Genomic DNA, 15,181 nt, shown 5'->3' with positions numbered 1-15,181 from the left:
TTTTTAAGTCTACTTCATATCGTAATCAGCTAGTACTTTCATTAAATCGTGATGGCTATGTACAAATTCTTTAATCGTCGTATCGTTTAGTTCATCACCCTTTAGTTGATCCAGATATTCTTGCTTCTGCGTTTCAATAAATCGTCATTTTCATCCATTAATCGAATGCATCCTCATTATAAAAAAATAAATATAATATGGTATAAATTAAAATAAATTATATATATTAAACATGTTCAAAACATATGATAAGTGCAAAATAAAAATGCTGCACGGCTCGTCATTTCAACTGCCATGTAGCATTTTTTAATAACAATTAATCTTCGAAACCATCTGTCGTCATTGATGCTTGGTACAAAGCCACAACATCATCGACCGTCAAGTTCACGTAACCACCTTCTTGGTCCAAACGACCAATCTTAACAGCTGATTCAGCCATTGCACGGAAGTTCGTGTCATCATTGATTTCAACACCTTGCAACGTCATTGGAATGTCCAAAGACTTAATCCAGTCATACGTTGCTTGGATTGCCTTTTCAGCAACTACTTGATCATCATCATCTTGAATTGACCAAACGTTGCGACCGAAACGGGCAAACTTAGCAACCGTTTCAGCTGACAAAGAACGCTTCATCCAACGTGGCGTCAAAATTCCCAACCCAACACCGTGAGTGATGTCGTAGTAAGCTGATAATTCGTGCTCGATAGGGTGCACTGTCCAGCCGTTTATGTTACCTGAACGAACTAAGCCGTTCAAGGCCATTGTTGAAGCCCACATCAAGTTAGCACGTGCTTCGTAGTGGTCAGGCGTTGCCAAAGCAACTGGTGCCCACTTGATAACTGCACGCATCATTCCTTCAATCATACCATCTGAAATATCCGTATCGTTTGCACGATCAAAGTATTGCTCAGCCAAGTGTGAGAAAATATCGAATGATCCAGCGGCTGTTTGCCACTTAGAAACTGAGTACGTCAATTGTGGATCTAAGAATGACACAGCGGGTGTGTTTGGTCCGTATGTACCAACCTTGACTTTTAGCTCTGGGTTTGAGATAACAGAGCCAGGGTTCATCTCAGTTCCCGTTGCAGCCAATGTCAAAATGTCGACAACTGGCAATTGATCGATGTTTTGACGTGATTTAACACCGCGGTCGGCAACCAAATCCCAAGCATCGCCATCATAGAACTTAGCTGATGCGATAACCTTAGATGCGTCAATAACCGATCCACCACCAACGGCCAAAATAACATCGATATCATGTTCCTTAGCCAAGCGTTGTCCTTCGCGAACTGAATCAATCTTTGGGTTTGGGGCGATACCTGTCAATTCGACAACATTCAACCCTTCCAAAGCCTTCATCACACGCTCATACAAACCTGAACGCTTAATTGACCCACCACCGTAAGCCAACAACACATTTTGACCATATTGCGCAACAGCGTCGTGCAATTCTTCGTCAATGTGGTTCTTTCCAAAGCGAATATCCGTCTTATTTACAAAGCGAAAATCTTCCATTTTAACATACCTCCGTTATTCGGTACCTCAACCAATATTGTAAGGTTATACTATACACCTTAAACCACGGTTCAAGTCAAGTCATCACTTTTACACGGGCGCCACACATTATTCAAATTTCGACTATATGCTAACACTATTGGAGGTGCCTCATGAGTCGCAAAGCACGTTTGTTACTAAACACACTCTGGGTAGCCGGACTACTCGCCGGTTTCAGCAGTCAGTGGCCAGCTCTACCGCATTGCTCATCCTAAACAGATAACTGATGCTTCACAGCTCGTTCTAACGGCTGGCCAAGTTAATACTACTATTAAGAGAACACAAAAAAAGACCACTGGTGATCCTGATACACAACAGTACATCAAGAAGGTCTATACTCATTTACACATCACTGATTCAGTTGGCATGACCGCCATTGCCTCACCCTCATCAGACGGGTCCCTACGGCGATCACAGCGTCATTATACAACGATGCCAATACGCACCTGCGCGTTATTACGTCTATCCTGATGGCGACGTTCGGGCTGATGTTTAATAATTCAACGCAACCTCGGCTAGATTAAGTGCCAAAGACGCAAAGAATACAAGCCCCAGCACTGACCCCGTTGCAATACTTAGCGCAGCCGTCCGGCGATGGAGCAGGGTTAAGGTATTACCGTTAGCGGTATCAACGTTCAACGCCATCGTCGCACATTTAGTAACCACAAGCGCCGCAACAAAAGCAATAATCAAAGCTGCGAATGGTAATTGGTGGACGGCCCAAATCGCATCATTTATAAATTGTTGAAATCCAAAAGTTACGACATCACGCATCTTAAAATCCCCCTCTTTAACAAATCTCTCTTCTAAGAATAGGTTACTAAAAAGGGGGTAGATAACAAATAGGTGAACCAATTTAAAATTTATTGTTTCATAAAATAATATACAGTGACAGATTTGATGGCCAACACAAAAAAGCACTTTAACGAGATTCGCATCACGTTAAAGTGCTTTTTGTTTGGAACTACAATCAGCGATTAACCAAAATTAGTCGTTGTGCAAGTTCATTGAATTCTCAATATCAGCGATTGAAGGAATCTTCGTGCCCTCTTCAGTTGATACCACAACAGGATCTGCAACAACCTTGTCTTCGATAGCTTGGTATTGCTTCATACCAGTACCGGCTGGGATCAACTTACCGATGATAACGTTCTCCTTCAAACCAACCAATGGATCGTTCTTTCCACGGATAGCAGCGTCAGTCAAGACACGAGTCGTCTCTTGGAATGATGCAGCTGACAAGAATGAGTTCGTCTCCAATGATGCCTTGGTAATACCAAGCAAAACTGGACGTGCTGTGGCTGGTAATCCACCCTTCAACAACGTCTCTTCGTTAGCATCACGGAATTGCGCTATATCCATCAACGTACCTGGCAACAAGTCCGTCTCACCCGGATCCATGACACGAACCTTACGAAGCATTTGGCGAGCCATAACCTCGATGTGCTTGTCAGAGATCTCAACACCTTGCATACGGTAAACCTTTTGCACTTCACGCACAATGTAGTTTTCAGTAGCCAACGTGTCTCGAACTTGGATGATTTCCTTAGGATCAGCTGAACCTTCGTTCAACGTCTCACCACGGTGGATTTGATCGCCTTCAGCCACACGCATGCGTGCAGTCATAGGCAACGTGTAAGTACGCGTATCCGTCTCACCTTGAACAGTAACTTCCTTAGTACGTTCTGCTGGGTTTTCTTCAATCGAAGTAATCTCACCAGTAACTTCCGTAATCATCGCACGACCCTTAGGGTTACGTGCTTCAAAGATTTCTTGCACACGAGGAAGTCCTTGCGTGATATCGTTTCCGGCAACACCACCAGTGTGGAACGTACGCATAGTCAATTGCGTACCAGGTTCACCGATTGATTGTGCGGCAACAGTACCAACAGCTTCACCAACTTCAACAACGTCACCAGTAGCCATGTTGCGACCGTAGTCGTATACGCAGACACCGTGTTCCGTGTTGCAAGTAAAGGCTGAGCGAATGTTAACAGTCGTAACGCCGGCTTCAACAATGGCCTTAGCCTTGTCTTCGTCGATCATTTCGTTGTGGGCAACGATTACTGCACCAGTCGTTGGGTTAATAACGGCCTTTTGTGCGTAACGTCCCAAAATACGCTCGTACAATGACTCGATGACTTCGTTACCGTTCATGATGGCTGAAACATCCAAACCACGATCAGTACCACAGTCGAGCTCACGAATGATAACGTCTTGTGCAACGTCAACCAAACGACGAGTCATGTAACCTGAATCGGCCGTCTTCAAGGCCGTATCAGTCATACCCTTACGAGCACCGTGAGTTGAGAAGAACATTTCCAAAACTGACAATCCTTCACGGAAGTTGGCGATGATAGGCAACTCCATGATACGTCCGTTAGGCGCAGCCATCAAACCACGCATACCGGCCAATTGCGTAAAGTTAGAAATGTTACCACGAGCTCCTGAATCCGACATCATAAAGATGTTGTTATCAGGTTCGAAGTGCTCAATCAGCTTTGCCGTGATGTCATCCTTAGCTTGGTTCCAGATGGCAATAACACGCTCATAACGCTCATCATCAGTAATCAATCCACGACGGAATTGCTTAGAAACAGTAGCGACTTGCTTGTGAGCTTCTTCGATGATTCCTGGCTTTTCCTTCAAGTCAGTAACGTCGGCCACACCAACCGTCAAACCAGACTTAGTTGACTCATCGTAACCCAAGTCCTTCATGCGGTCCAATAGCAATGACGTTTCCGTAACTTTGTAAATCTTGTAGACTTCGGCAACGATGTCTGACAAGTAACCCTTCTTGAATGGTGGCAAGATTGGCGTCTCGGCAAAGTGTGCCTTGATGTCAGTTCCTGGCTCCATGAAGAAGCGATCGTCAATGGCGTGCAAGCTAGCCTCAGTTGGCTCGTTCAAGTATGGGAAGTCGACTGGCAAGATGTCGTTAAAGAACAACTTACCAACAGTCGTCGTCATGATACGTGAACGTTGCTCGTCAGTGAATGGCTTCTCTGCAGGGAATGAAGACGTTTGGATTCCAATACGTGTGTGCAAGTGCACATACTTGTTTTGGAAGGCCGTACGCGCTTCGTTAATATCCTTGAAGATCATACCTTCACCTTCACGACCAGCTTCTTCAGTCGTCAAGTAGTAGTTACCGATAACCATGTCCTGTGATGGGGCCACGATAGGCTTACCATCCTTAGGTGCCAAAATGTGTCCAGCGGCAAGCATCAACAAACGAGCTTCGGCTTGGGCTTCATCTGACAAAGGAACGTGGATGGCCATTTGGTCACCGTCAAAGTCGGCGTTATAAGCTTCAGTAACCAATGGGTGCAAACGCATCGCCTTACCTGAAACCAAGACAGGCTCAAACGCTTGAATTCCCAACCGGTGAAGCGTTGGTGCACGGTTCAAAAGAACTGGGTGCTCCTTGATAACGTCTTCCAAGACGTCCATAACAACTTCGTCACGACGGTCGATCATACGCTTAGCGGCACGAATGTTACCAGCCAAGTCTCGAGCAACCAATTCCTTCATGATGAATGGTCGGAACAATTCCATAGCCATTGGACGTGGCAATCCCATTTGGTTCATCTTCAAGAAAGGACCAACGTCGATAACTGAACGTCCTGAGTAGTCGACACGCTTACCAAGCAAGTTTTGCCGGAAACGTCCTTGCTTCCCCTTAAGCATGTGTGACAATGACTTCAATGGACGGTTACCAGGACCCGTTACAGGACGTCCGCGACGACCGTTGTCAACCAACGCGTCGACGGCTTCTTGCAACATACGCTTTTCGTTTTGAACGATAATGCCAGGCGCGTTCAACTCCAACAAACGCTTCAAACGGTTGTTACGGTTGATAACACGACGGTACAAGTCGTTCAAGTCAGACGTTGCAAAACGTCCACCTTCCAATTGCACCATTGGACGCAAGTCAGGTGGGATAACTGGAACAACATCCATAACCATCCACTCTGGCTTGTTACCAGACTTGACGAAAGCTTCGATGATGTCCAAACGACGAACGGCGCGAACACGCTTTTGACCAGTGGCCTCACGCAATTCTGCCTTCAACGTTTCAACTTCAGCTTCAAGATCAGCATTTGCCAACAACGTTTGTACAGCTTCAGCACCCATACCCGCTTCAAAAGCGTTACCGTATTCGGCCTTCAACTCACGGTACTCACGCTCTGACAACAATTGCTTCTCAGTCAAAGGTGTATCACCGGCCTTAGTAACCACGTATGATGCGAAGTAGATAATCTCTTCCAATGAACGTGGTGACATATCCAAGACCAATCCCATACGTGATGGAATTCCCTTGAAATACCAGATGTGTGATACAGGAGCGGCCAACTCGATGTGACCCATACGCTCACGACGGACCTTTGATGACGTTACTTCAACGCCGCAACGGTCACAAACGATTCCCTTGTAACGAATACGCTTGTACTTTCCGCAAGCACATTCATAATCCTTGGTAGGTCCAAAGATACGCTCGTCGAAAAGTCCATCCTTTTCAGGCTTGAGCGTACGATAGTTGATTGTCTCAGGCTTCTTAACTTCACCATAAGACCAGCTGCGAATCTTGTCTGGACTAGCCAATCCGATTTGCATGCTTTCAAACTTATTGACATCAATCAATGGTTTGACCCCTTTCGTAGGTTCCTATATACAATCCAATCCAGCACTTCTCTATGTCCGTGCTTACTATGTTCGAGCACTGTCCAACCCAGTAAGCACGAACCTAGCGGGGTGCTAGGTTGGCTAACAATCTATCATAAGGCGACCAAGCTTAACGCTTAGTCAGCATCACTCAAGTTTACGACTTCATCAATCTTTGGTGCAGCAGCTGTTTCGGCACCGTCAGCAGCAAATTCTTGTGCCAAACGTTGTGCTTCTGCGTTCGCTGCTTCGATATTAACAATTGAATCGTCTTCATCCATGTCGCGCAATTCTATCTCACGATCATCTGCGTCCAAGACCTTCATGTCCAAACCAAGCGCTTGCAGTTCCTTAACCAAGACACGGAATGACTCCGGAACACCTGGCTTAGGAATTTGCTCGCCCTTAACGATGGCCTCGTAAGTCTTAACACGACCAACAACGTCATCTGACTTGTACGTCAAGATTTCTTGCAACGTGTGGGCAGCACCGTAGGCCTCAAGGGCCCAAACTTCCATTTCACCAAAACGCTGTCCACCAAATTGCGCCTTACCACCAAGTGGTTGTTGCGTAACAAGTGAGTAAGGTCCGATTGAACGGGCGTGCATCTTGTCGTCGACCATGTGGGCCAACTTCATATAGTGCATGATACCAACTGAGACACGCTTGTCGAAGGCTTCACCAGTACGTCCATCGTACAAGATCGTCTTACCGTCGGCTGGCAAACCAGCTTCCTTAATTGCGTCCCAGATATCTGAGTCACGGGCACCGTCGAAGACAGGAGAAGCGATGTGGATACCCAATTCACGGGCAGCCATACCCAAGTGCAATTCAAGCACTTGTCCGATGTTCATACGTGAAGGCACACCCATTGGTGACAACATAATGTCGATAGGTGTTCCATCAGGCATGAATGGCATGTCTTCTGAAGGAACGATAACAGAAACCGTACCCTTGTTACCGTGACGTCCGGCCATCTTGTCACCAACTTGAATCTTACGACGTTGGGCAATGTAGACACGAACCATCATGTTAACACCAGGTGCCAACTCGTCACCGTTTTCACGAGTAAAGATACGAACGTCTTGAACGACTCCGCCTCCACCGTGAGGAACACGCAATGACGTGTCACGGACTTCACGAGCCTTCTCACCGAAGATGGCGTGCAACAAACGCTCTTCGGCTGATAGTTCAGTAACACCCTTAGGCGTAACCTTACCAACCAAAAGATCACCGTCTTCAACTTCAGCACCGATACGGATAATACCGCGCTCGTCCAAGTTCTTCAATTGCTCTTCACCTGTGTTAGGGATTTCGCGAGTGAACTCTTCAGGGCCAAGCTTCGTATCACGCGCCTCTGATTCGTATTCTTCAATGTGAATTGACGTGTAAACATCATCGCGGATCAAACGTTCGTTGATGATAATGGCATCTTCGAAGTTATATCCTTGCCAAGTCATGAAGGCGATCAATGGGTTTTGTCCCAAAGCCAACTCACCTTGCTCCATTGATGGGCCATCGGCCAAAACTTCGTCGGCATCAACTGAATCCCCAACCTTAACGATTGGACGTTGGTTGTAGTTCTTACCAGCGTTTGAACGACGGAACTTCATCAATTCGTACTTATCAAGTGAACCATCTTCACGACGGATGCGGATTTCGCGACCGTCAACATACTCAACCGTACCAGGGTACTTTGCGATAATCGCAACACCCGCGTCGTGAGCAGCCTTATATTCGATACCCGTACCAATCAATGGTGCGTGTGGATCAATCAAAGGAACCGCTTGACGTTGCATGTTGGCACCCATCAAGGCACGGTTTGAGTCATCGTTTTCCAAGAAAGGAATCGCGGCCGTGGCAACGGCAACAATTTGCTTAGGTGAAACGTCCATGTAGTCAACTTGGTCGATAGAAACTTCAACGTTTTCATCACCCTTACGAGCCAAAACAACGTCAGAAGCAAATGATCCATCTTCGTTCAAAACTGAGTTACCTTGGGCAACGATGAAGTTATCTTCTTCGTCGGCCGTCAAGTAGTCAATCTTGTCCGTAACCTTGTGCGTATCCCAGTCAACACGACGGTATGGTGTCTCAATGAATCCGTAACGGTTAACACGACCGTACGTAGCTAATGAGTTGATCAAACCGATGTTAGGACCTTCAGGCGTTTCGATGGGGTCCATACGTCCGTAGTGCGTGTAGTGCACGTCTCGGACTTCATAACCGGCACGGTCACGAGTCAAACCACCAGGTCCCAAGGCTGAAAGACGACGCTTGTTCGTCAATTCTCCAAGAGGGTTAGTTTGGTCCATGAATTGTGACAATTGTGATGAACCGAAGAACTCCTTAACCGCTGCCACAACTGGGCGGATGTTAATCAATTGTTGTGGTGTAACCGTATCTGGGTCTTGGATAGACATACGTTCACGAACCACACGCTCCATGCGACTTAAACCGATACGGAATGTGTTTTGCAACAATTCACCCACACGACGGATACGACGGTTACCCAAGTGGTCAATGTCGTCCGTTGCGCCGATGCCCAATGGCAAGTTCAAGAAGTAGTTCATACCAGCGATGATGTCTGCTGGTTGGATCGTACGAATTGACTCGTCAAATTGACCGTTACCGATCACTGGTAAAGTCTTTTCTGGATCCTCTGGGTTTTCAACCAAGATTGTTTGCAACGTCATAGGCGTCGTCACAACACCTTCATCTGAAGGCGTAAATGTCGTCGTCTTGAAATCGTCACGATCTAGATAAGGGACCAAGTCGGCCATAACCTTCTTGTCGATTAGCGTACCCTTTTCGGTGATAACTTCACCAGTTTCAGGGTCAGCCAACGTTTCACCCAACGTCAAGCCCATCAAACGTGTCTTCAATGACAACTTCTTGTTGATCTTGTAACGACCAACTGGTGCTAAATCGTAACGCTTTGGGTCAAAGAAGCGAGCTGTCAACAACGCACGTGATGAATCAGCCGTCTTTGGCTCACCTGGACGCAGACGCTCGTAGATGTCCTTCAATCCTTCTTCGACACGAGAGTCGTTGATATCCTTGTGAACATCCTTATCCAACGTCAATGAGATTGAATCATATTGGTCACCCAAAATTTGCAAAATCTCTGAGTCAGATCCGTAACCCAGGGCACGAACCAATTCAGTGATTGGCAACTTACGCGTACGATCAATACGTACGTAGCTCAATCCCTTGGCATCTGTTTCATATTCCAACCAAGCACCACGGCTTGGGATGAAAGTCGTTCCGTAGTTAGGACGACCATTCTTATCCAATTCCTCGTTGTAATACACACCAGGAGAGCGGACAAGTTGTGAGACGATAACACGCTCAGCTCCGTTAATGATGAACGTACCTGATGGCGTCATCAATGGGAAATCACCAAAGAACACATCTTGTGACTTGATTTCACCAGTTTCTTGGTTCGTCAAGCGCAACGTTACGTGCAATGGTGCTGAGTAATTAGCATCGTGGTTACGTGCTTCTTCTACTGTGTACTTAGGCTCCATGAGCTTATAGTCCACAAATTCCAATGACAACTTACCTTGGAAGTCCTCGATTGGCAAAATGTCCGTAAACATTTCGCGCAATCCTTCATCCAAGAACCAGTTGTATGAGTCCGTTTGGATCTCAATCAAGTTAGGCAAATCAAGGACTTCCTTGATTCGTGCGTAACTACGACGAACACGGTGCTTACCGTACTTTACAAGCGTTCCTACCAAGTTTTCCACCTCGCTTTGATTTGGCCAACTGCGCACACCAGTTTCTTTACAGTTTGATTACAATATCTGCTTTTTACCGGTTTTTGAGTGCAAAAAAGACAACGGCATTTCCATTAGTGAAAACACCACTGCCCTTGCTATAAAGGCATTCAGGGACAATATTTCCTGTCTGCCGTTGTCTATGCACAATTAAACTACCTTATAGTGTACCAGAAAAAGTAAGTAATATCAAGATTTTAAACCTTTGTCAATACTTGCTTTTTCAATTTGTTGTGTTTATTCCGTGACCGCTTCTTGACTGTCCGTCTTTGGCTTCACATTAATCGTGATTTCGCCACTCTTAGCACCAATCGTGACAACATCATTCGTCGTCACCTTACCGGCCAACAACTCTTCAGATAAACGATCTTCAACCTTCGTTTGCAACGCACGACGGATTGGGCGTGCGCCATACTCTGGATCGAAGCCTGCCTCGGCAACCACATCAATGGCCGCTGGTGTAATCTTCACGTCGAAGCCTTGATCAGCGATGCGCTTCAAGACTGACTTGGCCATCAACTTCACGATTTGGTGAAGTTCTGGCTTCGTCAATGAGCGAAATACCACAATTTCATCAATACGGTTAATGAATTCCGGACGGAACGTCTCACGCAATGTCTTGCGAACCGTCTCATTCATAGCATCGTAATCCTTTGACTTATCAACGGCACCAAAGCCGACTGACTTTTCATCACGAACACGGGTTGCCCCCAAGTTAGACGTCATGATGATAATCGTGTTACGGAAATCAACCTTACGTCCCTTGGCATCCGTCAAGTAACCATCGTCAAAGACTTGCAACATCAAGTTGTAGATATCAGGGTGTGCCTTTTCAGCTTCATCCAATAGTACAACTGAGTATGGGTTACGACGGACCTTTTCAGTCAATTGGCCACCTTCTTCGTAACCAACGTAACCAGGTGCTGAACCGACCAAACGGCTAGCTGAGTATGCTTCACGGTATTCAGACATATCAACACGAATCATGTTGTCTTCTGAACCAAACATCGCTTCAGCCAAAGCCTTGGCTAACTCAGTCTTACCAGTACCCGTAGGTCCCAAGAACATAAATGTTCCAATTGGTCGTTGTGGATCCTTCAAACCTGAACGCGCACGACGAATTGAACGGGCGATTGCTGATACCGCTTCGTCTTGCCCAACAACACGGTTGTGCAAAACCTTCTCCAAGTTCAACAAACGCTCTTGTTCTGACTTTTCCATTTGCGTTAGTGGAACACCAGTTTGCTCTGAAACAACCTCCGCAATATCGTGTGTCGTGACTTCAAGGTCATAACTGGCCGACCCTTCAGGTTGTTCAGCATCACGGTCCGCGATGTACTTATCAACCTTCTTCTTTTGGGTCATCTCCTTCTTACGCAATTGGGCTGCTAATTCGAAATCAAGTGCTTCGATAGCGGCATCCTTTTCAACGCGGGTAGTTTGCAACTTTCCCTCAAGCTTAGCCAACGGCGTCTTGTGACCAGAACGGTCAATACGCACCTTGGCGGCTGCTTCGTCCATGATGTCGATGGCCTTGTCAGGCAAGAAGCGATCCGTCACGTAACGGACTGACAACTTAACAGCATCAACTACTGCGTCATCGGAGATTGCCACTTGGTGGTGTTGCTCGTAACGACTTTTCAAGCCCTTCAGGATTTCGATTGCGTCAGCTTCAGATGGTTCGTCCACTTGTACTTGGGCAAAACGACGTTCCAAAGCAGCATCGGCTTCAATGTACTTTTGGTACTCATCCAAAGTTGTCGCACCAATCGTTTGCAATTCACCACGTGCCAAGGCTGGCTTCAAGATGTTTGACGCATCAATCGCCCCTTCAGCACCACCAGCACCAATCAATGTGTGCAACTCATCAATGAACAAAATAACATTGCCATCGCGTTGGATTTCGTCGATAACCTTCTTCAAGCGATCCTCAAACTCACCACGATACTTTGTGCCAGCGACTAATGATCCCATATCCAGCATCATCAAACGCTTCTTCGCCATATCGGCTGGCACTTCACCAGCGACAATCTTTTGGGCCAATCCTTCAGCAATCGCCGTCTTACCAACACCAGGTTCACCAATCAACACTGGGTTGTTCTTTGTGCGACGTGACAAGATTTGAATAACACGCTTCACTTCAGCAGAACGTCCAATAACCGGGTCCATATGGTGATCACGGGCTTGTTGTGTCAAATCACGGGCCAATGAATCCAACGTTGGCGTACCTTCTTGTTGACCTTGTTGGTTACCACGACGGCTACCCCGGGCATCCTTCTTACGTGCTGTATCATTAATACCCAACTTGCGCAAAATGACACGACGCATTTCACCCGGGTTAACATCCAATGCAATCAAGATACGTGATGACAAGATTGAGTCATCGGCCAACAATGCCAACAACATGTGCTCCGTGCCAACACGACCTTGTTGTGTGTTACGCGCTTCTTCACCGGCTAATTGCAACACTTCACCAGCCTTTGGTGAGTATGGCAAGTAAGCTTCCTTTTCAGCGCGTGATAGCGTACCGTAACCCGTAAAGCGCTCAATTTCCTCACGAATATCATCATCAGAAATATTAAATTGTTGCATTACCTTACTGGCAATACCCTCTTTTTCAATCGCTAGGGCCAAAAGTAGGTGCTCTGTCCCAACGGCTTGGTGCTTAAAATACTTCGCTTGTTCTTGTGCCAAAACCAAAACGTTCTTTGCACTAGGTGTGTATTGATTATCCATAATTATTTACGCTCACTTTCAAACCGCAATCGGTTTAATAATTGACGCAGCAATTGTCCGCGCAGCAGTCCGGCCATCCGGGCATCCCCTACCGCTAATGCTTCCTTCGATAACATCGTTAATACAATCTTACCTTCCCGTTCAGTTAATAGTTCATCCCGGTATAAGCTTTCGATGATGTCGGTTGCTTCGCGTACGCTCACTACCTCTGAGAGACTTTGAATCAATTCTTCTATAAAACGTGGGTCAGTCCGTAGCGGGATTTGGGCAATTCGAATAAATCCACCGCCACCACGTTTTGACTCCACTAAATAGCCGTTTTGAATCGTAAAACGTGTCTTAATGACATAATTGATCTGCGACGGCACGACATCGAAACGTTGCGCGAGTTCAGATCGACGAATTTCAATTTTCTCTGTTTGCCGCAAAATCTGTTTCAGATACGTCTCGATAGCATCTGACATGTTTCGATCAGCCATGCGCGTGCCCCCTTGACCAATGTTGACATTATTATAAAACGCACTGCTTTGCAATGCCAATAATTTGTCGTGGTTTCCGCACACTTTCTGTAAGTTTACCATTACTCACAGTTTCTAAACAAAATTTTTCACAGATTTCCGCATACCCATACTGTAACAAATAATTATATCGATTCGACACGTATTTATTGGTGAAAGCACGACAGAAAAACCACCAAGAAATATCTTGATGGTTTTTCCAATCGATGGGCCTAGCAGGACTCGAACCTGCAATACCCGGTTCGTAGCCGGGGTGTTTATCCAATTAGCATATAAGCCCAAAATATTTACTTTGTTGCCTCAACAACATAATTAATAATAGCAATTCACTTCCCGTTTGTAAAGGATTTTTATCGATTTTTTTAAAATCATTAACCTAATAGCTTACTATTACGTGCCACTTTGCTGTTTGGAAAAACACCAAATATCATGATGATCAGTACGATCATTAAAACAACCCCTTGCGCGGCCACTGCTTCAACTGGAACTGACATCACAGTCGTCCCCATCCGGGCCATGCTATTGAAGTCGATCACAAAGTGCAAGATAATCCCGTATAAAATTGAACATGTTCGTGCGTAAATTGCCGTAAAAATTAGACCAACCCACGTTGCAAACAATACCTGTGACAGCGTGGACGTTAAATCTTGGTCAGAGGCCATATTTGTTAAATGTAATAAACCAAAAAAGACAGATGAATAAATTGCTGCCTGAAGCGGTGCATTCCGTCGCTTTTGTAAGACACGTAGCAGAATATAGAAAATGCCGGCTCGTAAAATTGCTTCTTCAAGAATACCAGCTTCAAGTGCTCGCAATGTCAGCGAGGCTGCTTGTTCAAAGTGATAATGCACGATGTTAACTGCACCAAAAACTAACCTTAGTGCAACGATAATCACATAGCAAACCACTGGCACCCAAGTAGCAAACTTCGTAAATTTTAGACCGATATCATGTTGCAACAATTGGCGCATAATGCGCACGACAATGAGCAACGTCAAGATGGCATAAGCAATCGTCGCAATCGCGTCAATAAGATTGGGAACATGAAACAGCATCATACCATGCTCTAAAACAAAGTAACCGAGTAACAAACCGAGTACTGTAATCAGCGCTCTTTTTTCATTTTTAGTCATAACAAAGCCTACTTTACTGGCGCATCTTGTTCACGAATAAAGTCACGCGAAAAGACAGTCTGACGAACAAAAATCGTTGGCATCGCAATCAATGACGGTACGATCGTCATTAACGTTGACCCATACGTCGAGATGACGGTGTTGTTTGTAAAGAAAACACCAATTGATTGATGCGCCACAAAAACATACACCAGATAAATCCCAATGACTAAAGCAAACATGATCATGTACCATGGCAATGTTAGCATGAAAAGTTGTCCCTTATACCCCTTCATTTGATCATCAGACCAACCGACGTACGCCACCGCACCTTGTAACGGCCGCCCATTCTCAAAATCATCAACGGCTTTAGGAATTGCCTGCATATAGGCGTATGACTTCACGATACCAGGAATCACAAACAATATGCCCCATAAGAACATGAAAATTGTTTCCAACAGACTGATTTTAATCAATAGCCACGAAAAACGCGCATTTTTAAAATAATCAAAAACCTTTCTATCGGCCCGGTTAAAGACCACTATCTGATAAAGCATGCCCAGCATCACTAAACTAAACACACTGGCAATCAACGCAAAAAGTAAACCGATAACGCGCTCCTCACCAAATTTAAAATTTAGGACATTCCCAACCAAAGTAAAGAAAAGATCCCCAACAACCGCAATTATGGCAACCAGCAACACCCGCTTAATCGCTAAAAAGCCACGACTATCCCGAATAATATCCGAATTTCTACTCACTTGAATTTACAATTCAAGTGCAACACTAAGCTAAATAAAAACTGACTCATAA

The 15,181-nt window shown here is 45.5% G+C and carries 8 protein-coding genes and 1 tRNA gene; all 9 read right to left on the bottom strand.

The genetic code is table 11. The annotated features are described in order from the left end of the window. Nucleotides 1–316: 316 nt before the first annotated feature. The 9 genes from EST42_RS07825 to EST42_RS07785 all read right to left on the bottom strand — a co-directional run bounded on the left by EST42_RS07825 (nucleotide 317) and on the right by EST42_RS07785 (nucleotide 15,129). Entirely contained in the window at nucleotides 317–1,516 is a 1,200-nt protein-coding gene (locus EST42_RS07825; RefSeq protein WP_134644940.1) for an iron-containing alcohol dehydrogenase, read from the bottom strand. Between the two features lie 531 nt (nucleotides 1,517–2,047). Continuing rightward, nucleotides 2,048–2,329: a hypothetical protein gene (locus EST42_RS07820; protein ID WP_134644939.1), complete on the bottom strand. Its 282-nt coding sequence runs from the start codon at nucleotides 2,327–2,329 to the stop codon at nucleotides 2,048–2,050. Between the two features lie 213 nt (nucleotides 2,330–2,542). Further along, nucleotides 2,543–6,199 carry a DNA-directed RNA polymerase subunit beta' gene (rpoC, locus tag EST42_RS07815; RefSeq protein WP_134644938.1) on the bottom strand — a complete coding sequence of 1,219 codons (3,657 nt, stop codon included), beginning with the start codon at nucleotides 6,197–6,199 and terminating at the stop codon, nucleotides 2,543–2,545. Between the two features lie 158 nt (nucleotides 6,200–6,357). After that, the gene (rpoB, locus tag EST42_RS07810; protein WP_167711188.1) at nucleotides 6,358–9,972 is read right to left on the bottom strand and encodes a DNA-directed RNA polymerase subunit beta; all 3,615 of its coding nucleotides are present in this window, start codon (nucleotides 9,970–9,972) and stop codon (nucleotides 6,358–6,360) included. A 267-nt stretch (nucleotides 9,973–10,239) separates the two neighbouring features. Then, nucleotides 10,240–12,738 carry an ATP-dependent Clp protease ATP-binding subunit gene (locus EST42_RS07805; RefSeq protein ID WP_134644936.1) on the bottom strand — a complete coding sequence of 833 codons (2,499 nt, stop codon included), beginning with the start codon at nucleotides 12,736–12,738 and terminating at the stop codon, nucleotides 10,240–10,242. A 2-nt stretch (nucleotides 12,739–12,740) separates the two neighbouring features. Continuing rightward, a complete protein-coding gene (locus EST42_RS07800) occupies nucleotides 12,741–13,217 on the bottom strand; it encodes a CtsR family transcriptional regulator (protein WP_134644935.1) in 477 nt (158 codons plus the stop codon). A 246-nt stretch (nucleotides 13,218–13,463) separates the two neighbouring features. After that, nucleotides 13,464–13,536, bottom strand: a tRNA-Arg gene (locus EST42_RS07795). Between the two features lie 91 nt (nucleotides 13,537–13,627). Further along, nucleotides 13,628–14,389, bottom strand: coding sequence for a CPBP family intramembrane glutamic endopeptidase (locus tag EST42_RS07790; RefSeq protein ID WP_134644934.1), 762 nt, complete (start codon nucleotides 14,387–14,389; stop codon nucleotides 13,628–13,630). 8 nt (nucleotides 14,390–14,397) lie between these two features. Further along, nucleotides 14,398–15,129: a DUF975 family protein gene (locus EST42_RS07785; protein ID WP_134644933.1), complete on the bottom strand. Its 732-nt coding sequence runs from the start codon at nucleotides 15,127–15,129 to the stop codon at nucleotides 14,398–14,400. Nucleotides 15,130–15,181: the final 52 nt, after the last annotated feature.

This window comes from Weissella cibaria, assembly GCF_004521965.1.
GTDB classification, from domain to species: Bacteria; Bacillota; Bacilli; order Lactobacillales; family Lactobacillaceae; genus Weissella; species Weissella cibaria_A.
Note: the sequence above shows the minus strand (reverse complement) of the source record. Positions and strands in the feature narration are given on the sequence as shown.